The organism is Pectobacterium parvum (genome assembly GCF_020971565.1).
In the GTDB taxonomy this organism is placed as follows: Bacteria; Pseudomonadota; Gammaproteobacteria; order Enterobacterales; family Enterobacteriaceae; genus Pectobacterium; species Pectobacterium polare.
On record NZ_CP087392.1, the window covers coordinates 4,318,230 to 4,339,992 of the forward strand.

General features: G+C 52.3%; 17 protein-coding genes. 7 read left to right on the top strand and 10 right to left on the bottom strand.

The genetic code is table 11. The features are described 5' to 3' along the window. Positions 1-53: 53 nt before the first annotated feature. The 5 genes from LOZ86_RS19425 to LOZ86_RS19445 form a co-directional block, all read right to left on the bottom strand. Entirely contained in the window at positions 54-1,964 is a 1,911-nt protein-coding gene (locus LOZ86_RS19425) for a beta-glucoside-specific PTS transporter subunit IIABC (protein WP_230242645.1), read from the bottom strand. A 316-nt stretch (positions 1,965-2,280) separates the two neighbouring features. Then, entirely contained in the window at positions 2,281-2,643 is a 363-nt protein-coding gene (gene copM, locus LOZ86_RS19430) for a CopM family metallochaperone (protein ID WP_039481911.1), read from the bottom strand. 70 nt (positions 2,644-2,713) lie between these two features. Further along, the gene (locus tag LOZ86_RS19435; RefSeq protein ID WP_039481913.1) at positions 2,714-4,183 is read right to left on the bottom strand and encodes a GGDEF domain-containing protein; all 1,470 of its coding nucleotides are present in this window, start codon (positions 4,181-4,183) and stop codon (positions 2,714-2,716) included. Between the two features lie 192 nt (positions 4,184-4,375). Next, positions 4,376-4,864 carry an ATP-independent periplasmic protein-refolding chaperone Spy gene (gene spy / locus LOZ86_RS19440; RefSeq protein WP_039481915.1) on the bottom strand — a complete coding sequence of 163 codons (489 nt, stop codon included), beginning with the start codon at positions 4,862-4,864 and terminating at the stop codon, positions 4,376-4,378. 185 nt (positions 4,865-5,049) lie between these two features. Then, a complete protein-coding gene (locus tag LOZ86_RS19445) occupies positions 5,050-5,346 on the bottom strand; it encodes a hypothetical protein (protein ID WP_039481919.1) in 297 nt (98 codons plus the stop codon). 215 nt (positions 5,347-5,561) lie between these two features. On the opposite strand from LOZ86_RS19445, the gene LOZ86_RS19450 reads away from it, so the two are divergent. Then, positions 5,562-7,646 (top strand): NADPH-dependent 2,4-dienoyl-CoA reductase, encoded by a 2,085-nt coding sequence (locus LOZ86_RS19450; protein ID WP_230242647.1) that lies wholly within the window; start codon positions 5,562-5,564, stop codon positions 7,644-7,646. Positions 7,647-7,684: 38 nt separating this feature from the next. Here LOZ86_RS19450 and rlmG read toward each other — a convergent pair whose 3' ends face one another. Next, a complete protein-coding gene (gene rlmG / locus LOZ86_RS19455) occupies positions 7,685-8,824 on the bottom strand; it encodes a 23S rRNA (guanine(1835)-N(2))-methyltransferase RlmG (protein WP_039481925.1) in 1,140 nt (379 codons plus the stop codon). Positions 8,825-8,985: 161 nt separating this feature from the next. Here rlmG and LOZ86_RS19460 point away from each other — a divergent pair, with 161 nt between their 5' ends. The 3 genes from LOZ86_RS19460 (at position 8,986) to sstT (ending at position 12,717) form a co-directional block, all read left to right on the top strand. Next, positions 8,986-9,984: a Gfo/Idh/MocA family protein gene (locus LOZ86_RS19460; RefSeq protein WP_039481926.1), complete on the top strand. Its 999-nt coding sequence runs from the start codon at positions 8,986-8,988 to the stop codon at positions 9,982-9,984. 253 nt (positions 9,985-10,237) lie between these two features. Beyond that, positions 10,238-11,191: a TerC family protein gene (locus tag LOZ86_RS19465; RefSeq protein WP_039481929.1), complete on the top strand. Its 954-nt coding sequence runs from the start codon at positions 10,238-10,240 to the stop codon at positions 11,189-11,191. A 278-nt stretch (positions 11,192-11,469) separates the two neighbouring features. After that, on the top strand, positions 11,470-12,717 hold the full coding sequence (gene sstT / locus LOZ86_RS19470) for a serine/threonine transporter SstT (protein WP_039481932.1): 1,248 nt from the start codon (positions 11,470-11,472) through the stop codon (positions 12,715-12,717). A gap of 70 nt (positions 12,718-12,787) precedes the next feature. Here the strand turns inward: sstT and LOZ86_RS19475 are convergent, their stop codons facing one another. The 4 genes from LOZ86_RS19475 to uxaC form a co-directional block, all read right to left on the bottom strand. Beyond that, positions 12,788-13,318, bottom strand: coding sequence for a YgjV family protein (locus LOZ86_RS19475; RefSeq protein WP_039481934.1), 531 nt, complete (start codon positions 13,316-13,318; stop codon positions 12,788-12,790). A gap of 104 nt (positions 13,319-13,422) precedes the next feature. After that, on the bottom strand, positions 13,423-14,913 hold the full coding sequence (locus LOZ86_RS19480; protein ID WP_039481936.1) for a UxaA family hydrolase: 1,491 nt from the start codon (positions 14,911-14,913) through the stop codon (positions 13,423-13,425). 19 nt (positions 14,914-14,932) lie between these two features. Further along, positions 14,933-16,399: a tagaturonate reductase gene (locus LOZ86_RS19485; protein WP_039481937.1), complete on the bottom strand. Its 1,467-nt coding sequence runs from the start codon at positions 16,397-16,399 to the stop codon at positions 14,933-14,935. A 112-nt stretch (positions 16,400-16,511) separates the two neighbouring features. After that, complete coding sequence (gene uxaC / locus LOZ86_RS19490) at positions 16,512-17,921, bottom strand: glucuronate isomerase (protein ID WP_039481939.1); 1,410 nt, start codon at positions 17,919-17,921, stop codon at positions 16,512-16,514. A 415-nt stretch (positions 17,922-18,336) separates the two neighbouring features. Between uxaC and LOZ86_RS19495 the strand changes: the two genes are divergently transcribed. From LOZ86_RS19495 to LOZ86_RS19505, 3 genes are all read left to right on the top strand, one after another. Then, entirely contained in the window at positions 18,337-19,638 is a 1,302-nt protein-coding gene (locus LOZ86_RS19495; RefSeq protein ID WP_039513555.1) for an MFS transporter, read from the top strand. Positions 19,639-19,847: 209 nt separating this feature from the next. Next, positions 19,848-20,624, top strand: coding sequence for a transcriptional regulator ExuR (gene exuR, locus LOZ86_RS19500; protein WP_039513554.1), 777 nt, complete (start codon positions 19,848-19,850; stop codon positions 20,622-20,624). 454 nt (positions 20,625-21,078) lie between these two features. Then, positions 21,079-21,762 (top strand): DedA family protein, encoded by a 684-nt coding sequence (locus LOZ86_RS19505; protein ID WP_039481944.1) that lies wholly within the window; start codon positions 21,079-21,081, stop codon positions 21,760-21,762. The last annotated feature ends 1 nt before the right edge of the window (position 21,763 follow it).

Genomic DNA, 21,763 nt, shown 5'->3' on the forward strand with positions numbered 1-21,763 from the left:
GTTGGACTTTTTTATGTGAGACGACGTGTTCACACGCCGTCTGGTTTATTGCATTACGCCAGCGCGATCACCGTCTCTCCCACCACCAACTGACGAGTGGATCCTGGGCTGAATAGGTGGTACTCATCCGCATTCGTTACTACCATCGGCGTCACGGTATCGTAGCCTGCCTTCTGGATTGCTTCCAAATCAAACTCCAGTAGCAGTTGGCCTTTTTGCACCTTGTCGCCTTCTGCAACGTGCATCTGATAATGCTGGCCTTCCAGCTGTACCGTGTTGATGCCGACATGGATCAGAATCTCCGCACCGCCCTGCGAAAGAATGCCGACGGCATGGCCACTCGCGAACGTGCTGGCAATCACGCCATCCACCGGCGAATAGATGCGCCCTTCCTGCGGCAGAATGGCGACACCCTGCCCGACGATGCCGGAAGAGAACACCTTGTCATTTACCTCTTCCAGCGAGATCAGTTCACCTTTTGCTGGCGACCCCAGCTGTTCAGCCGTTTCAGGTGCGTCTTTCAGCGGCAACGCATTGGCGTGCTGGCGCGAGGCTTGCGCAGCCGGTGTCGCGGTGGGCGAATGCATGGGAGCAGGCGTACTCTCGGCAGGCTGCGTCGGTTCATCAAACCCAACGATAACCGTCAGAACAAAACTTGCCACGAAAGCAATCGCACAGCCAATGAGGAACCCAACGAAGCCTTCACCATAGAAAATCGGCAGTGTCAGCAATCCAGGCATCCCCATGGAAATCGCCGAGCTTTTCGCATAGCCTGCGATAGCCCCGCCCATTGCCGCGGCGATCACCGCACAGATAAACGGTTTTTTCAGCTTCAGCGTGACGCCGTAGACACCAGGTTCCGTGATACCAAACAGTGACGCAATGAACGAACTCCCCGCCAGCGCTTTGAGCTTCTTATCTTTGGTTCGCACCATCACGCCTAATAACGCACCGGATTGAGCAAAGACAGACGGGCTAGATGCCGCTTTAAGGTAACTGTGTCCCATAACGGAAATATCATTGATAAAGACGGTCACGAAACCCCAGTGAATACCGAAAATCACTAAGATCTGCCATGAAGCCGCAATCAACGCACCAGCAATGATCGGGTTAAAGCTATAGATGCTAACAAACAGTGAAGCGACGAGTTTACTGGCCGTGATACCGATTGGGCCAATGGTCATCAGCGTTAACGGCACCATCAGCGTTAATAGGAAGAACGGCGTTAAAATGTTACGCACACTTTCGTGAATATGACGATTCAGGAAACGCTCGAGATAGGACATCAGCCATATGCTGAAAATAATCGGGAGCACCGAGGATGTGTATTTCATCATCACGACCGGCAACCCTAAGAAGGTTACAGGCTGGCCTGCCTCAAATAGCCCTTGTATTGAGGGATAAACCAGCGCGCCCGCAATCGATACTGCCACGAAAATATTAGTGTCAAACTTACGCGCGGACGTAATAGCCAACAGCATAGGCAAGAAGTAGAACAAGCTGTCAGAGGCCGCATGCAGTATCACATAAGTACTTTCTTTTGGACCTAACCACCCACAGGCAATAACAATCGCCAGCGCACCTTTCAGTACACCCGCTGCCGCCATTGCTCCTAGCAGCGGGGTGAAAATACCCGCGACCAGATCAATTAGTCGTCCCATCATAGAAACCGATTTTTCATTTTCTACCGGCTTCTGTTTATTCGCACCATCTTCCAGTAAACCAGAGATGGAACCAAAGGCGCGGTACACTTCCGGCACCCGATTCCCAATAACGACCTGCAACTGCCCTGAAGCGTTCAGAACCGTAATGACACCGTCCTCTGCCTCCAGCGCTTCCATGTCCACTTTGCTGTGATCAACGATCTTAAAGCGCAAGCGTGTTGCACAATGAACCAGAGTGGAGACATTCGCCTCTCCCCCGACCAACCTCAAAATATTTTCAGCTAGCACTTTGCTATTCATAATGACTTCCCGTTTCGTCAATGGCTGCAACTGCCCAATACACGTCATCCCGCTTGTTGTCCGCTGGCCAGCTAGAAAATAAGCAAAAAAAAACCTGGATAAAGCAGCGTGCTATACGCTGCTTTATCCAGGTCTCGCCCAGAAAATTCTGGTGACGTCCTTTCCTGTTTTCTAACAAGTTCACGCGGAGAAAGCTATCTCTACGTTTTATTCTGTGAAAACAGTCACTAAATTTTTACCAATCGGGTGAAGCCGCCCACTCCACGGCGTGATAAAAACAAAATGGCGCCTCTCCGAAGAGGCGCCATCAGCAAATTTACGGCTTGCTCTGCTTCTTCAGCCAGGCTTCCATTTGGTCGATCTCCGGCTGCTGGGCTTTGATAATCTCTTCCGCCAGCTTGCGCAATTCCGGGTCTTTGCCGTATTGCAGCTCCGTTTTTGCCATATCAATCGCGCCGCGGTGATGCGCAATCATCCCTTTGGCAAAGGCAACATCAGGGTCGCTGGACTGCATCCCTTTCATCATATCGCTATGCATCGCATCCATCCCTTGCTTATACGCCTGCTGGGAGGACGACGCGTCGTTCGCAGCACCGTGGCCACTATGCGCGCTGTCGGCCGCGAACGAGAGAAACGGAACCAGCAACGCTGCCGTTAATAACAAATGGACTTTCTTCATCACAACCCCTCAATCAGTCACAGTAGGTTTGAGGGTAGACGTTCCAGTAAGGGGAAGGTCAAGGAAAGAGTCAGGCCTCTTCGACCAGACGCATACAGACACGATTACGCCCCTGCGCTTTCGCTTTATACAACTGCTCGTCCGCCAGCCCGATCAGATCGTAAATATTGCCGCCTTCATACTGGGGAAACGTGGCAACGCCAATACTGGTTGTAAAACGGATTTCCCGGCCGTCGGACAGCGTCAGCGCCGTGGATTCCGTAAGATGCCGCAGCGCTTCAGCCATCGCTTCGGATTGCTCAGCCGTCAGGTCGTAAGCCGCAATCACGAACTCCTCCCCACCCCAGCGGCAAAGGATGTCGCTCGGACGAATCGTAGCGCTCAGCATACGGGCAAAGCTGGCGATCAGTTCATCACCGCAGGCATGACCGTAGGTATCGTTGACCTGCTTAAAATAATCGATATCCAAAAACAGCAGCGTTAATTGGCGCTTTTTCTTATTCATCAGCACGCCCTGCCGCCCGTTCAACATGCTGAGAAAAGCGCGGCGATTGAACGTGTTGGTGAGCGCATCCTTCAGGCTGCTGCTTTCGATGATTTTAATCAACCGCCGGTTCATCGAGACAAAATGAGAGACGCTTAGCATCGCCATAATTAACATAGCGATATTCAGGCGCGCCGTAGTGAGAAACGAGTTAATGTACGCTTCGGAATTCGAATCGATGAGTATACCGACCTGATTAATATAGAGATAATTCAGTATTACGCCGGTAATCGCACAGAGCAGCGACATGATCGGAAAAGAGTAATTGAACGCACACAGCGTGAGTGGAATAACGGACAGCGTAATCAGACTGGCATCAAGGAAAAAGAGGCTCACTAATAAGAAAATAATGAAGACCAGAAAGGGAAAGATATTTTCTCTGATGTTCTTAGGGCACAGCGGAATATTCCGTAGCGCACGCAGGATGTCTTTACCCCGCAGGAAAAAGAACGCGAGGATAATGCCGGTTCCCAGTTGTTCGCTGAACCAGTCCATAAACTCGGCATAGCGGTTTCCCGTATCGTAAACATACGCATAAACCCCATACGCCACGCCGGATAAGAACGCGCCGACAAACGTCGAAGCGAAAATAATGTAGACGTAATATTTGCTGAATTTTTCAAATGTCGACCACTTTCCAGTAAACCGACACATCAGGCAAAAGGCGCACCAGGCCGACACCACAAAGACCATATTGCACAAACATAACAGCACCTTGGTTTTTAACGGTGAGCTATTATCCATCAATAACGCGGCCGACAGCATCGCCGCATAGCTCACCAAAAAACCGATACCGATAGAGAACGTTTTACCTGTTATCGTCCCTTTTCTGGCTCTGAAAATGATCATGAGGCAAAAAACCAGAATGTTGGCGGGCCAAAACAGCGACAGCTCATCCAACACACGAAAACGAAATCCCAGACAGCTCACTATCAGAGTGGTCAGAAACAGCAGCGGCATGAACTTTATAGTTTTCAACGTCAAATCGTGATTCATCTGTCCTTTACCGCCCGCTGTCCGATCATTTCACCTGCTGTCTCCGCGTGAGAATAGCATTAATCATTTCCCTACTCACAGTGGGATGGCGGCGGGAAAATAAATAAAAAACCACCGGACCGAGGCATTACCCGTGAGGTAATACGTCAATCCGGTGGTCTTGTTGACTCAGTGAGTTATCTTGCGGACGCGTTATTCCGCTGGGACAGGTTTGCCGTCAGGTTTTGGCGGTTGAGTCAGTCGTTTTTCAAAATTGTCGTTGTACTGCTTTTTCTGCTCTGGCGTCAGAACGTTGTAAATTTTGTTCTTGGTTTCCAGTCCGTTAAGCATTCTGGCCTTGTGCGCGGCGTCGGCTTTATCCAACTGTGCCTGTGCTTTTGCGGCATCAAACGTATCGGATGCAACCAGGCTATGCATATCACGACGATCGTCCTGCATCGCTTTGTGCATTTTCTCTCGGGAATCTTTCATGATGTCTTTAATTTGCTGCTTCTGCGCTTCCGTCAAATTCAGCTCCTTAAACATCGCATCCGGCCCCATCATGCCACGATGCTCCCGACCCTCTTTCATCATCATCTTGTGTTCCGGGCCAGGACCTTTCGGGGCATCATTAGCATGCGCGATACCTGCCGCGCCCAATGCCAAAGAAGAAGCAACCAGCATTGCAGTGAGTTTACGCATATTCTATTCCTCTCTCTGAATTGACTTGTCGACGGCGAGTGCCGTGCTACGAGAGAAAGTATAGGCCCGACACCTTCAGTTAATTAGAGTAAGGGTAAATCTCTGCAAGTGTCGGCTCCACATTTGCGGCAATTATGGAGAATGAGGAGGAATTGTGTAAGGAAGCGGACGTATTGCGTTAAGCGTTACCGCAGTGAACGCCTAAAGGCGCTGGCTTCTTGTGCCAACACATCAAGATGGGCATGAACGACCTTCATTTTCTGAATCAGCGGATTACGCTCCGGCGAGCTATCCATCGCGCTCAGCTGTGCAGAGAGCCGTTCAATCTGCGCACAAAGGTAAGCGTCACGCGCTTTCGCCTGAAGCAACTGCTGCTGGAGGGACTGATGTTCCTGCCGCCACGTCTGTTGCTGACGTTGAACGCTTTGCTCTAACGCCCGAAGCGCGCTATCCAGCCGATATTCCAACTCTTCCACCCGCATAACGATACCTTTGCCCAATAAACTCGCGGATTATAATGTGACACGCCCCCGACAACAAACACTCCAGCACACGATCCCTTGTCTGCACGCGCTTCTACCTATGGTTAGCAATGACATCAATCACAATAAAGAAACATAAATTTCACAACTCCCTCAATTACGGCTAGATTGAACACCATAACTCATCAGACCAGTTGACTTCACCGGAGAGTGCAATGACTGCCTACCCCACGCTGCTTTCCCCACTCGATCTTGGCTTCACGACGTTAAAGAACCGCGTGGTGATGGGATCCATGCATACCGGTCTGGAAGAACACCCGGACGGCACCGAAAGGCTGGCGGCATTTTACCGTGAGCGCGCGCAGGGCGGCGTTGGCCTGATTGTCACCGGCGGCATTGCGCCAAACGCCAAAGGTGCCGTTGCCAAAGGCGGCGCGACCTTGCATGACAAGGTGCAGCTGGCGCATCATCAGGTGCTGACGCAGGCGGTACACGACGCGGGCGGGAAAATCGCGCTGCAAATTCTCCACGCCGGACGCTACAGCTATCAGCCCGATCCGGTCTCACCATCGGCTATTCAGGCACCAATTAACCGCTTTGCACCACGAGAAATGAGTACGCAGGATATTGTGCAAACCATCGACGACTTTGCCCGTTGCGCCGCGCTGGCACAGCAGGCGGGTTACGACGGCGTGGAAATTTTGGGATCGGAAGGCTACCTGATTAATCAGTTTCTGGTGACGCACACCAACCATCGCGATGACGAATGGGGCGGCGATTTCCAGCGCCGTAGCCGCTTCGCGCTTGAGATTGTTCGCGCCGTGCGGGAACGAACAGGGCCGGACTTCATCCTGATTTACCGTTTATCGATGCTCGACCTGATAGAAGAAGGATCAAGCTGGCAAGAAATTGTGCAACTGGCGCAGGCGATTGAGCAGGCAGGTGCCACCCTCATCAATACCGGTATCGGCTGGCATGAAGCGCGAATTCCGACTATCGCCACGCTGGTGCCTCGCGGTGCCTTCGGCTGGGTCACGCAGAAGCTAATGGGGAAAGTCCGCATCCCGCTGATTACCACCAACCGCATCAACGATCCCGTCGTCGCGGAACAGCTTTTAGCCGAAGGCTGTGCCGACATGGTGTCGATGGCGCGTCCTTTTCTCGCCGACGCTGAACTGGTAGCAAAAGCACAGTCGGGACGTGCGGATGAAATCAATACCTGTATCGGCTGCAATCAGGCCTGCCTCGATCAGATTTTTGCTGGCAAGGTCACGTCCTGCTTGGTTAACCCACGCGCTTGTCACGAAACCGAACTACCTATCCAGCCAGCCAGAGTCGGTAAACGCTTTGCGGTGGTCGGCGCGGGGCCTGCTGGCATGGCCTTTGCCGTCAACGCCGCCGCACGCGGTCATCAGGTCACGCTGTTTGAATCCTCTTCCTATATCGGCGGGCAGTTCAATATTGCCAAACAGATACCCGGCAAAGCAGAATTTTATGAAACGCTGCGCTACTACCGTCGGCAGCTAGAATTGCTCGGCGTCACGCTTCGCCTGAGCACGCAGGCAACTGCCGCCGATTTACTCGGTTTTGATGACGTGATTCTGGCCTGTGGCATCGTGCCGCGTACTCCCGAGATTGCAGGCATCGATCACCCTAGCGTGTTGAGCTATCTGGACGTGCTGCGCGACAAGAAGCCCGTCGGCAAACGGGTCGCTATTATCGGCGCAGGCGGCATTGGTTTTGATACCGCGCACTATCTTCTTAACGAGAACAGTCTTCTAAACAAGAATAGTCTTCTTAACAACGAGCACAGTGGCAACCATCGTCTTAATCCCCAGCCTTCTCAAGCGGGACATGCTGACTTTTATGCGGAATGGGGAATCGATAAGCAATTGCAGCACCGGGGCGGCCTGCTGCCTCAACAGCCTGACGGGCTTCCCCACCAGCGGGACATTACCGTATTACAGCGGAAGACCGGCAAGCCCGGTGAAAATCTGGGGAAAACGACAGGCTGGATACATCGCACCACGCTGCTGCGCCACGGTGTGACGCTGCTAGGCGGCGTGGAATATCATCATATTGATGATGAGGGACTGCACATTATCCACGACCAGCAACGACGCTGTCTGCCAGTGGATAACATCATTATCTGTGCTGGTCAGGAACCCAACCGTAAGCTGTATGACCCCTTACTCGCAGCTGGGTGTCACGTTCATCTGATTGGCGGTGCCGATGTGGCGCAGGAGTTGGACGCACGCCGGGCGATCGATCAGGCCACCCGGCTGGCGTTAATACTGTAGTTCGTGAGGCTGAATTAGCCTCACGAAACAGGAGCGGCTTAGCGGGACGAGCCCGTTTTAACCGAGCGCAGTACAGCGAACTTCGTGTTGCTGGCGAGAGTTTCACAGTTACCGAACAAGCGCTTCATCTTGTGGAAATAATCCAGATGGCGATTCCCCACGATGCGCAGTTCTCCGCCAACCTGAAGGCAACGGCGGGCATCCATAAACATCTGCCAGGCGATTTCGTCCGTCACGGCCTGCTGCTGGTGGAATGGCGGATTACACAGCACCGCCTGCAACGTATCGCGTCTAACGCGAGACAATCCGTGGTTCACCACGAAGCTACAGCGCTCAATATCCTGCGGGCGGTTGACTTCAACGTTCGTCTGGCTCGATGCCACCGCCATGTAGGATTCATCAAAGAAGCCGACGGTGGCTTCTGGGTTGGCTTCCAGCGCCGCTAGCCCAATGACGCCATTGCCACAGCCGAGATCGATGATCTTACCGTCTATCTTTTCCGGCAAGTGCTGCATAAAGAAGCGAGCGCCGATATCCAACCCATTACGCGAATACACGTTAGCCAGGTTTTGAATGCGATAGCCGTAACCATCCAGCTCCCACTCAGTAGTAAGTGATTGCTCACTGACTTTTAGTTCCGCCCACTCACAGTGAACCAGACGCGCCTTTTTCCAGGCCAGCGAGGTTTTCGTCGGCCCCATCACGCGTTCAAACAGTTGCAGCGTAGAGGTATGAATATCCCGCGCCTTCGCTCCGGCAATGATGCGCGTTTGCGGTGTAACAACCTTGCGCAACATTCTCAGCTGGTGTTCCAGCAGCGCGATCGTTTTCGGTATTTTTATCACCACCAGCGCAGGTGCATCGGGTAGCTCTGCCATGCTATCCAACAGGGTTACCGCATCGGCATCATAACCGTTCAGTTCCAGATTATGTCGCGTCGCCAGTTGGCTCAGATAAGAGTCGCTGATACTGACGGGCGATTGCGCCTGTAAACCGCAGGCCAGCGCACCAAACGTATCATTGAAAATCAGGCGCGGGCCCGGCGCGATTTCCATGGTAGCCAGTTCACGCAGCAGATATTCATCTGCGGCATCCCACGCCTGTAGCGCCGAGTTTTCAGCGACCTGAGGATAACGCACCAACGTCAGGTTGCACGTTTCCAATTCAAGTTGGCTCATTAGCCTCTCCTGCATCATAAAATTTGCGCTGTTTATCCCTTAAAACAGCCCGTCAGTAAATGCTTTTCTCTGCCAAAACCGGAAATGATTGACGTTGCCTTGTCATTTCACCGTGATAATCTGCATAGTCATCCCCCATGCCTTCAGGATACCAAACACTTATGATTCGCTTCGCCATTGTAGGAACCAGTTGGATCACCCGCCAGTTTGTTGACGCCGCCCATGAAACCGGCAAACTGAAGCTCACCGCCATCTATTCACGTACGGCAGAAAAAGCGCAGCCGTTTCAAGCCGATTACATGGTGGATACGCTGTTTGATTCACTGGAAGCCATGGCGAAATCCGATCTTATCGACGCCGTGTATCTGGCCAGCCCTAATTCCCTGCATTGCGAACAGGCGCTGCTTTTCCTGAGCCACGGCAAGCACGTCATCTGTGAAAAACCGCTGGCTTCCAACCGCTATGAAGTCGAACAAATGGTCGCCTGTGCCAGAGAAAATCAGGTCGTCCTCTTTGAAGCGTTCAAAACTGCCAGTCTGCCCAATTTTAGCGTGATCCAGCAATCGCTGCCGAAAGTTGGCAAATTGCGTAAAGTGGTGCTGAGCTACTGCCAGTATTCCTCACGCTATCCGCTCTATCTGGCGGGTGAGAACCCCAACACGTTCAATCCGGCGTTCTCCAACGGTTCTATCATGGATATCGGCTACTACTGTCTGGCATTCGCCGTCGCGCTATGGGGAGAACCGTGCACCACGCAGGCCAGCGCGACACTGCTGGAAAGCGGCGTAGACGCACATGGCTGCATCATCCTGAATTACGGCGATTTCGATGTGAGCATCGTCCACTCCAAAGTCAGCCACTCCGCTATTTCCAGCGAAATTCAAGGGGAAGACGGTTCGCTGGTGATTGAAAAAGTGTCTGAATGCCAGAACGTGAAATTCATTCCGCGTGAAGGCAAGCAGTTGGATCTCAGCCAACCGCAGCATATCAACAGCATGCTGTACGAAGCTGAAGTCTTTGCCACGCTGGTGAACAATAACGACATTAACCATGCGGAACTGGCGCGCTCACGCACCGTTGCGGCGCTGCTGACGGAAATTCGCCACCAAACAGGTGTCGTGTTTCCTGCCGACGCTGCGACGCCGGGGAATGCGGAGTAAAACAGCGATAATTATTTGACCAAGATCATCTTTTCACCTATCTTCAGTCAGGCAAAGGGGAGTAACTTTTCCGCCAGCTAATCGTCATTACGATGCGTTTCGCATCCGGTTACTGGGCAACCTTGATGAGACAGCTTCATTAACGTTGTAAGTGAGACCTTGCCGGGAGGCGAGGTGCATTTGCAGCTTTAATAACAAGCGGCCAGCGTCCTTCCGATGTTGGCCGTTTTTGTTTCTATTTAAGGATCTTGCTATGCACACCATCGGCACGCCATGGTTATGGGGCAGCTTCGCTGTCATTGTTATAGTAATGCTGGCCATCGACCTGCTCTATCAAGGGCGCAAAGGGTCGACGGTAATGACGTTCAAACAGGCTGCCGTCTGGTCTATCATCTGGGTCACGCTCTCTCTGCTGTTCAACGCCGGTTTCTGGTGGTATCTGGATGGCACGATGGGTCGCGAGGTGGCCAACGCCCAGTCGCTGGCCTTCCTGACCGGTTATTTGATCGAGAAAGCGCTTGCCGTCGATAACGTCTTCGTCTGGCTGATGCTATTCAGCTACTTCGCCGTTCCCCCGCAATACCAACGTCGCGTGCTGATTTACGGCGTATTGGGTGCCATCGTTCTCAGAACGCTGATGGTGTTTGGCGGCAGTTGGTTAGTCACGCAGTTCCAGTGGCTGCTCTATGTGTTCGGCGCGTTCCTGCTGTTTACCGGCCTTAAAATGGCGTTAGCTAAAGAAGGTGACGGAGCGATCGGCGACAAACCGCTGGTACGCTGGCTGCGTAGCCATCTGCGCATGACGGATAGCATCGAGAATGAAAAATTCTTCGTCCGTCGTAACGGCATCCTGTATGCCACGCCGCTGTTTCTGGTGCTGATTATGGTTGAAATCAGCGACGTGATTTTCGCCGTAGACAGTATCCCGGCTATTTTCGCCGTCACGACCGACCCCTTTATCGTACTGACGTCAAACCTGTTCGCGATTCTGGGCTTGCGGGCGATGTACTTCCTGCTGGCTGGCGTGGCTGAACGCTTCTCGCTGTTGAAATATGGTCTGGCCGTCATCCTGATCTTCATTGGTACCAAGATGATGCTCATCGACATTTTCCATATTCCGGTGGCGATTTCTCTGGGCGTCGTTGCCAGCATTCTGGTCATCACCATGCTGATCAACGTCTGGGTGAACAAACGCGCCGAGCGTTAATCCTGTTTTTCACCTCTCCGTAGGGTGACGGACAAGGATGTCCGTCATAAAAAAACGTCGGGAGCGTTTTTCAACGTTGCATAGCAACGGCCCGCAGGGTGACGGACAAGGATGTCCGTCATAAAAAACCACATCATTGCTTTTCCCAAAAATAAATTTTCATATACTGATACACGAAAACACACTTCGTTACGGAAAAACAAAGCCACCCGGCACAAGCCAGAGGTGTCAGCTCCGTACAGACAACTACTTAGCGGAACGGTTACATCGTCAAAATTATGGAAACTCAACACTCTCGTTTTTTGCAGTACATTACCCACGGCAGCCTGGTTAAACAGATTCTTCTAGGGCTTGCGGCGGGTATTATTCTGGCTTCACTGTCCACGCAGGCCGCGCTGGCGGCTGGCTTATTGGGAACGCTGTTCGTCGGCGCATTGAAAGCCGTCGCCCCCATTCTGGTATTCATGCTGGTCATGGCATCTATCGCCAATCACCAACAAGGGCAGAAAACCAATATCCGCCCCATTCTGGTTCTTTACCTCATTGGCACCTTCTCTGCGGCCTTCATTGCCGTCGTGTTGAGTATCACGTTTCCCTCTACGCTAGCACTGAGTGCGCAAGCTACTGACATTACGCCACCGTCAGGGATTGTCGAAGTATTAAAAGGCCTGTTGATGAGTGTTGTCGCTAACCCGATTCACGCTCTGCTCAATGCCAACTACATCGGTATTCTGGTGTGGGCTGTAGGTCTGGGATTAGCTTTCCGTCATGGGTCAGCTTCCACAAAGAACCTGATCAGCGATGCATCTCATGCAGTAACAGCTATCGTGCGTGTCGTGATCCGCTTCGCACCGCTGGGGATCTTTGGTCTGGTCGCCTCAACGCTGGCGGAAACCGGCTTCGGTGCGCTGTGGGGCTACGCCCACCTGCTGATGATGTTGATCGGTGGTATGTTGCTGGTTGCGCTGGTGATCAACCCGCTAATCGTCTACTGGAAGATTCGCAGCAACCCTTATCCGCTGGTGCTGCGCTGCCTGCGCGAGAGCGGCGTAACCGCCTTCTTTACCCGCAGCTCCGCCGCCAATATTCCGGTCAATATGGAACTGTGTCGTAAGCTGAACCTGAATGAAGATAGCTATTCCGTGGCTATACCGTTGGGCGCTACCATCAATATGGCCGGTGCGGCGATTACCATTACGGTACTGGCGCTGGCAGCCGTTCATACACTAGGGATTGAAGTTGATATCGCTACCGCATTATTACTGAGCGTGGTGGCATCTATCTGTGCCTGTGGCTCATCGGGTGTGGCGGGTGGTTCACTGCTATTGATTCCACTGGCGTGCAGCATGTTCGGTATCTCCAATGATATCGCCATGCAGGTGGTTGCGGTTGGGTTCATTATCGGCGTATTGCAGGACTCCGCAGAAACGGCATTAAACTCGTCAACAGACGTGATTTTTACCGCTGCTGTCTGTCAGGCAGAAGATGCCAAACTGGCGGAAAAAGAACGCTTGAATTTGCTGTAATTGATTAGGATTGATTATCAGCCGCTCGCTTAAAAACGAGCGGCCCTAAAGTGACGAGAAACACCTGAAATTACGCTTTGTTCTCTACGCTAAAAGGATCGATGCCGCGCTGCTGCATGCGCCAGAAGCGGATGATGTTAAAACCGTTCATCAGCAGGAAACTGCCTTCAATCAACGACCCACCAATCGAGCCCAGCCAGATATTATGCGCAACCCAGCAGGCGGTTGAGCACCACATCACGCAGCGCGTCGTTAACCCAGACGTACGAAACAGCGCCCAGGTACTGGCGACCGTGCCCGCTATCGGCAGCAGTTCCATCGCATGGTTCATGCCTGACAAACCAAAGAGCAGCGTCAGTGAGATAAAGACAAACATCACGAGGATGTTGTGCGTTTTCAGTGAGATTAATGTACGTGCCGAGTTCAACAATGCACTGGCACCTGCCGCATTTGCCCCCATCAAGAAGAAATGCAGACCAATGACGGCGCTGTATGCCGAGAGCTGTATTTTGAATTTTTGATCGTTACGGTTGAAAAACATGGTGATGCCGACCATAAATGCCAGTACACCAACAGACTGGGCAATCCAATAATGTGTCATGATCCCTGCCTCTAAAAGTTGTAGCGAATAAAAGTTGTGGCGAAAAAAAACGGCGTCATTATAAAAATGAAACGCCGTTTTATTTTAATTGGAATGAATGTAATTTATAACGTCACGCCGCTCTTAAATATGGCTAATTCGCGGAAGTCGTTCACTTCGTTCTTCGTACGCTTGCCGTCAGCAATCTCGACAATCAGCTCCACAAACTGGCTCAGCAGTTCATCCATCGGCATGTCGTGAATCAGACGCCCTGCATCGAAATCAATCCAATGTGGTTTCTTCTTCGCCAGCTCGCTGTTGGTCGCCAGTTTTACGGTAGGCACGAATCCACCGTAAGGCGTACCGCGTCCGGTACTGAACAGCACCATATGGCAACCGGCACCCGCCAGCGCGCTGGTGGCGACGGCATCATTCCCCGGTGCGCTGAGCAGGTTGAGCCCCGGTGTATGTAAGCGCTCACCATATTTCAGCACGTCCACCACTTTGCTCTGTCCGGCCTTTTGCGTACAGCCCAGTGATTTCTCTTCCAGCGTGGTGATCCCGCCCGCCTTGTTACCCGGCGAGGGGTTCTCGTAAATCGGCTGGTTGTGCGCGATGAAGTACTGTTTGAAGTCATTGACCATGTGCACGGTTTTCTCAAACGTGGCTTCATCACGGCAGCGGCTCATCAGAATACGTTCCGCACCGAACATTTCCGGCACTTCGGTCAGCACGGTGGTGCCGCCGTTGGCGATCAGATAGTCAGAGAAACGGCCTAACAGCGGGTTGGCAGTAATACCAGACAGCCCATCGGAGCCGCCGCATTCCAGACCAAACTTCAACTCGCTCAGCTTACCCGGCTCGCGTTTGTCATGGCGCATCGCCTCATACAGCGTATGCAGCCGTTCCAGACCGGCTTCAACTTCATCGTCCTGCTGCTGGCACACCATGAACGTCACGCGATCGGAATCAAAATCGCCCAGCGTCGTGCGGAAGGCGTCAACCTGATTGTTCTCACAACCCAGACCGATCACCAGTACAGCCCCCGCATTCGGGTGACGCACCATGTTTTGCAGCATCGTACGGGTGTTTTCGTGATCCTGACCGAGCTGTGAGCAGCCGAAGGTATGGCTGAACAGGTAAACGCCGTCGATCCCTTCCGCATCGTTAGTTTCTTTCAGAAAACGCTGCTGAATCTGGCGGGCAATCCCGTTCACGCAACCGACGGTAGGCAGGATCCACAGCTCATTACGGATACCGACATCGCCATTTTGGCGGCGATAGAGCTGCACATCCCGATCGCCCATCTGCGGCGGCAGTTCGAGAAATTCTGGTTCATACTGATATTCGTCCAGATCGCTCAGATTGGTTTTCGCATTCTGGGAATGGATGTGTTCTCCAGGAGCAATAGACACCAACGCATGGCCGATTGGCAGGCCATACTTGGTAATCATTTCTCCCGGTGCGATGGTTTCCAGCGCGAACTTATGTCCGCGCACGACAGGTTGCTGAAGTGTCACCGTATGGCTATCCACCGACACCGTTTCGCCTTGCTCGACATCACGCAGGGCGACAGCCACATTGTCCAGAGAATGAATTTTTATAATACTTTGCATGGATAACCCTTCTTACTGATTAGCAATAACCTTCCACGGCTGCGCGCATGCCGCGCTCAACGATGGTTTGCAACTGTTCAGTCACCTGCGCAGCCAGGCCAGGAACCAGTGTTAAATCCTGCTCCCAGTGATCGGCATCGCGCAGTACGACATTCACCAATTCAGCCAGGCTGACGGTGTTTTCTTTTACGCCCGCCCACAGCGTGGAATAACGTTCCAGCCAGTGTGCATCGTCCTGCAACGGATAGGTTTGTAACGCATCGCCTTCACCGCTGCGCTCGCCGCGATAGAATGCAATCAAGGCCGCTAGCGCAAACGTCAGGCGGGCAGGCAGCTCACCGTGGCGCTCACGGTAGGTCAGCAACTGCGGCAGAATACGGGTGCGGAATTTGGTCATGCCATTCAGCGAGATAGATAACAGCTGATGCTGAATGAACGGGTTGCGGAAGCGACTTAGCACGGCCTGAGCAAATGACGTCAGTTCGTCATGCGGCAAATCCAATACCGGCACAATCTCTTCGGCAATGGTCTTTTCTACGAATTTGCCAATCAGGGCATCATTCATCGATTCGCCAACGGTATCCAGACCTGCGAGGAATGCCACCGGCACCAGCGCAGTATGAGCACCGTTGAGAATCGCGACTTTACGTTCTTTGTACGGTTTGATGTCATCAACGATACGGACGTTCAGATCCAGCTTGTTCAGACGCAATTCTTCCGCCAGCCACTGTGGCCCTTGAATCACGAACAGGTAGAAGTGTTCCGCCGTATCCCAAAACGTATCCTGATAGCCCATTTCCTGCTGTAGCGCTTCCACTTCGGCACGCGGATAACCCGTGACAATACGGTCGACCAGCGTTGAGCAGAAGGTATTGTGATCGTTCAGCCAGGCAGTAAACGTTGGCGTCAGTTTCCACTGTGCGGCATAGCGCAGCACCAGCTCTTTCAGCGCCACGCCGTTGTAATCAATCAGCTCGCACGGCAGCAGCACCCAGCCTTTATCCGCCGCACCGTCAAAATGACAGAAGCGTTCATACAGCAGACGGGTTAATTTCGCCGGGAAGCTTACAGGCGGCGCGTCGTTCAGGCGGTCATCGGCGTGATAGCTGATACCCGCTTCGGTGGTATTGGAGAACACGAAGCGGATATTCGGATCGTGCGCCAGCGCCAGATACTCATCGAACTGACGGTACACGTTAATTTCACGGTTTACCGAACGGATCAGGCGGGGTTCACGCACTGCTTCACCCTGCTCGTTCAGACCACGGATAATGGTGGTATACAGGCCATCCTGAGTGTCCAGCGCGGGCGGGAAATCGGAATCGATCGGGCGAACAACGACAATGCCCGCATCCAGATCGGTGTGCTCATTCAGCAAATCCAACTGCCAGTCGACGAAAGCGCGCAGGAAGTTGCCTTCACCAAACTGGATAACACGATCTGGGTGTTGACGACCGGGGAAGTTACGACGATTTAACGTTTGCATTAACAGGCTACCTTAAGACAAAAGACCGAGACACCGGGAGTTGCGGCGTAAGCCCCTTTGGGAGTCTTACTGCCGCGTCCTCGCGCAATTCACACCTTACGACGCCGTGGAATTACAGCTCGATGGCAAAATAGTTTTTAGCGTTATCGAAACTGATGTTTTTCACCATTTCGCCCAGCAAAGGCAGATCGGCTGGCGCTTCGCCATCTTCCACCCAGCGGCCAATCATCTGGCACAGGATGCGGCGGAAATATTCATGACGGGTATAAGACAAGAAGCTGCGGCTATCGGTCAGCATACCGACGAAGCGGCTCAGCAGACCAAGCTGCGCTAACTGGGTCATCTGACGTTGCATGCCGTCCTTCTGATCGTTGAACCACCAGCCGGAACCGAACTGCATCTTGCCCGGCATCCCTTCGCCCTGGAAGTTGCCGATCATGGTACCGAGCACTTCGTTATCGCGCGGGTTCAGGCAGTAAAGGATGGTTTTCGGCAGCAGGTTTTCTTCATTCTGTTTGCTGAGCAGGCGAGACAGTTCCTGAGCCAGCGGACGGTCGTTGATGGAATCGAAGCCCACATCCGGCCCCAGCAGCTTGAACTGGCGCAGGTTGTTGTTGCGCAGTGCGCCAATGTGATACTGCTGAACCCAGCCGCGACGGGCATATTCCGCACCCAGCCAGACCAGAACGCCGGTCTTGAACTGTGCCACTTCATGTTCACTTAGCGTTTCGCCCGCAAGACGACGCGCCAGAATTTTATCCAGCGCAGCGTCATCGGCTTCGGCAAACATCACCACATCCAGCGCGTGGTCAGACACTTTACAGCCGTGTGCGGCGAAGTGATCCAGACGCTTGGTGAGCGCCGTTTGCAGATCGCTGAAACGACGAATGTCGGTGTCGGAGACTTCACCCAGTTTCGCCATGTAGTCGTTGAAGGTTGCCAGTTCAATGTTGAACGCTTTATCTGGGCGCCAGCTCGGCAACACTTTGATAGAGAAGCTTGAATCCTGAGCAACGGTTTTATGGTGGCGCAGATCGTCAATCGGATCGTCTGTCGTACCAACCATTTTCACGTTCATCTGCTGCATGATGCCGCGCGCGGTAAAATCATCGCGTTCCAGCATGGCATTACAACGATCCCAAATGTCTTTTGCCGTGCTCGGCGACAGCAGCGTGCCGGTGATGCCGAACGGACGACGCAGTTCCAGATGTGTCCAGTGGTAAAGCGGGTTGCCGATGGTGTGCGGCACGGTAGCAGCCCAGGCTTCAAATTTTTCCCAATCGCTGGCATCGCCCGTACACAAACGCTCAGGCACGCCGTTGGTGCGCATCGCGCGCCACTTGTAGTGATCGCCTTTTAGCCAGATGTCATACAAATTTTTGAAGCGATAGTTTTCCGCGATTTGCTCAGGCGGCAAATGGCAGTGATAGTCAAATATCGGTTGGTCGACGGCATACTCATGATAAAGACGACGGGCAAATTCACTGTCTAACAGAAAATCTTCACTCATAAACTGGGGCATGTTCTCTTCCTTACCGTGCTTCTTGTGCACCAAATTAGTTAACCGTTAAAAGATATCACACCAATTATGCGCGATATCTCACAGTATTTGTGAGGTCATGATCGCAAAAATGTAACAAATAGTACAATAACCCAGCATTTATCGCCGTAAACGGCCTATCTCTCTCGGTTTAAACGAGGAATCAGCTATTCCACATAAAAATAATGGTTTTGTGATATCACTCAACTTTTAAAGTTGTATGACAAATTATTGTAGCGCTGCCTTAAGCAGGGATTCAATCGCTATCTCACAAAGAGAAGGGTTTTCCTGTTCAGCACAACAACAAAACGTGTCGCACGACATCACAAGACACATCACACCCTGAGGCCACTCAAGAGCCATTACGGTGTTTTTTATTGACTCGGAGAGAAAGTAAATGCGTAAAATCAAAGGATTACGCTGGTATATGATCGGCCTGGTGACCATTGGCACCGTGCTGGGATATCTGACGCGTAATGCAATGTCTGTCGCCGCACCGACGCTACAAGATCAGTTGCACATCACGACACAGCAGTATTCTTACATCGTTGCTGCCTACTCAGCTTGTTATACCATTATGCAGCCCATCGCTGGCTATGTACTGGATTTGCTTGGCACAAAAATCGGCTATGCCATGTTCGCCATTCTGTGGGCCATCTGCTGTATGGGCACCGCGTTGGCAAACAGCTGGGGGGGTTTAGCGATCGCCCGCGGCGCTGTCGGTATGGCAGAAGCAGCCATGATCCCTGCTGGCCTGAAAGCCAGTAGCGAATGGTTTCCGGCAAAAGAGCGCTCTGTTGCGGTGGGTTACTTCAACGTGGGGTCATCCATCGGCGCCATGATCGCGCCACCGCTGGTCGTGTGGGCGATTGTGGCGCACAGCTGGGAAATGGCCTTTATCATTACCGGTGTACTGAGCCTGATCTGGGCCCTCTGCTGGCTCATTTTCTATAAGCACCCGAAAGATCAGAAAAAACTCAGCGACGAAGAGCGCGACTACATTCTTAGCGGGCAAGAAGCACAGCACCAGACCAATAACGCGAAAAAAATGTCCGCCTTGCAGATCCTGCGTAACCGTCAATTCTGGGGTATCGCACTGCCGCGTTTTCTGGCTGAACCCGCCTGGGGAACGTTCAATGCGTGGATCCCGCTGTTCATGTTCAAAGCCTACGGTTTTAACCTGAAAGAAATCGCCATGTTCGCCTGGATGCCGATGCTGTTCGCCGATATCGGCTGCATTCTGGGCGGTTACTTGCCAATGCTGTTCCAAAAACACTTCAAAGTGAACCTGATCGTTTCCCGCAAAATGGTCGTCACGATGGGCGCGGTACTGATGATTGCGCCGGGCATGATCGGGCTGTTCTCCAGCCCTTATGTCGCCATCGCTCTGCTGTGCGTCGGTGGTTTTGCGCACCAGTCGCTGTCCGGCGCGCTGATTACGCTGTCATCTGACGTATTTGGCCGTAATGAAGTCGCAACGGCAAATGGTTTGACCGGCATGGCAGCCTGGATGGCAAGCACCCTATTTGCTCTGGTTGTGGGCGCACTGGCCGACACGATGGGCTTCAGCCCGCTGTTCGCGGCACTGGCCGTCTTTGACCTGTTGGGTGCTATCGTCATCTGGACCGTGTTGAAAAACCAACCGGCATCAGAAGTCGCCGCCGCGGCTGAAACATTGAAAGAAGCCAACCAACACTGATAATCCCTGCATTATCCTGGCTCATCCGGTATGATCTGCGACTGGGTGAGCCACCTCCCTCCGATAACACACCGCGATAACTGTGACCACAACATTGGTTGCTGCTATGATTAAGTGGTATAACAAATCATCCCTGAAAGATTAACGAGATAGACACTCAGGCCCTGACGTGGCACATGGACCGTCATCTATCGAGAGTAGACATCATCATGGCACTCACTGAACCCCGACGGCTATACCAGCAGTTAGCCGCAGAATTAAAACAGCGCATCGAAAGTGGTATGTATCAGGTCGGCGAAAAATTACCGGCAGAGCGCTATATTTCTGAAGAAATGAACGTCAGCCGCACCGTGGTGCGCGAAGCCATCATTATGCTGGAAGTCGAAGGGTACGTTGAAGTACGCAAGGGTTCAGGCATTCACGTTATTTCCAACCAGCAGAAGAATTCGTTCATTAATAGCGGCGATATTGAATTCGTCGCGGCAGGCCCCTTTGAGCTGCTTCAGGCTCGCCAACTCATTGAAAGCAATATTGCTGAATTTGCGGCCACACAGGTGACCCGTCAGGACATCATCCAACTGATGGAAATTCAGGAATATGCGCGTCAGGAAGATCGCTTCCGTGATTCTCAGTGGGATCTCAAATTCCACGTTCAGGTCGCGCTGGCAACACAGAACTCCGCGATGGCGACCATCGTCGAGAAAATGTGGAGCCAACGGATTCATAATCCTTACTGGCGCAAACTGCATGAGCACATTGACGACAAGTCGATTGAAAGCTGGTGCGAGGAACACGACCGCATCCTTAAGGCACTGATTCGCAAAGATCCTTACGCTGCAAAATTGGCAATGTGGCAACATTTGGAAAACACCAAACAGATGCTGTTTCGCGCCACGACCGATGATTTCGAGTTTAACGTCGATCGCTATATGTTCGCCGAGAATCCGGTCGTCCACCTCGACCAGATACATACGGGCAAGTCCTAAATATGCATCCTTTCCCCCGTTTTAGGCGCAGGGGGAAATTTTTGAACCAAAGGGAAAAAGTCAGAAAACGTTGATTTCTGTCAGCGAGTGTAAAATATGGCAGAAATCACAACTCTTCCTCGAAAAATCCCCCTAAACCGCCTCAGTTGTCGTAATATTTTTCTGTCTCAAGAACACCTATTTTGTTACAGTTAACGCGTCTTTCTTACGCTTAATCCATCGCTTTGGATGCAAAGTTTGCCAAGACCAAACAATCCCCAAGCAGCCTGTTCATCGGGCTCGCAGCGAAAAGCGAACATCGAGTCAGACGCCAGCTCCACTATCAGGTGGAACGAAGCAGAGATCATAAAAAAATAATAATCCTGCTCCCTGAGAGCACTGTATTCACTCTTATCATGTCCAGAAGCGTGATTGTCGCCAAGGCTAAATGCAACAGCAGTATTAGGAATACCGGATGGAATTAATCAAAGAACTGTTAAACGCACTCTGGCATCAGGATTTCGATATTTTAGCCGACCCGAAGCTGGTATGGACCATCTACATATTACTGTTTCTGATTATCTTTCTGGAAAATGGTCTGCTCCCTGCCGCGTTCTTGCCCGGCGATAGCCTGCTTATTTTGGTCGGCGTCCTCGTCGCCAAGGGCACAATGAATTACCCTTTTACGATATTCCTCCTGACGACAGCCGCCAGCCTTGGCTGTTGGGCCAGCTATATTCAGGGGAAATGGCTTGGCAACACGGGAGTCGTTCAGGGCTGGCTATCGCATTTGCCCGCGCACTATCACCAACGCGCCCACCAGCTCTTTCACCGTCATGGTTTGTCCGCGCTTTTAGTGGGTCGCTTTCTGGCTTTTGTCAGAACGTTACTCCCAACCATCGCAGGCTTGTCTGGCCTGAATAACGCGCGCTTTCAGTTCTTTAACTGGATGAGTGGGTTCCTGTGGGTGTTTATTCTGGTTACGCTGGGCTTCGCCTTAGGGAAAACAACGGTCTTCCTGAAATATGAAGACGAGCTGATGCTCTGCCTGATGATACTGCCGCTGGCCCTGCTGTTTATCGGCCTGTTTGGATCGCTCTTTGTCCTGTGGCGTAAAAAACGTGACGATAAAACAAGTAATGCAGAAAAGGGGAGCTAAC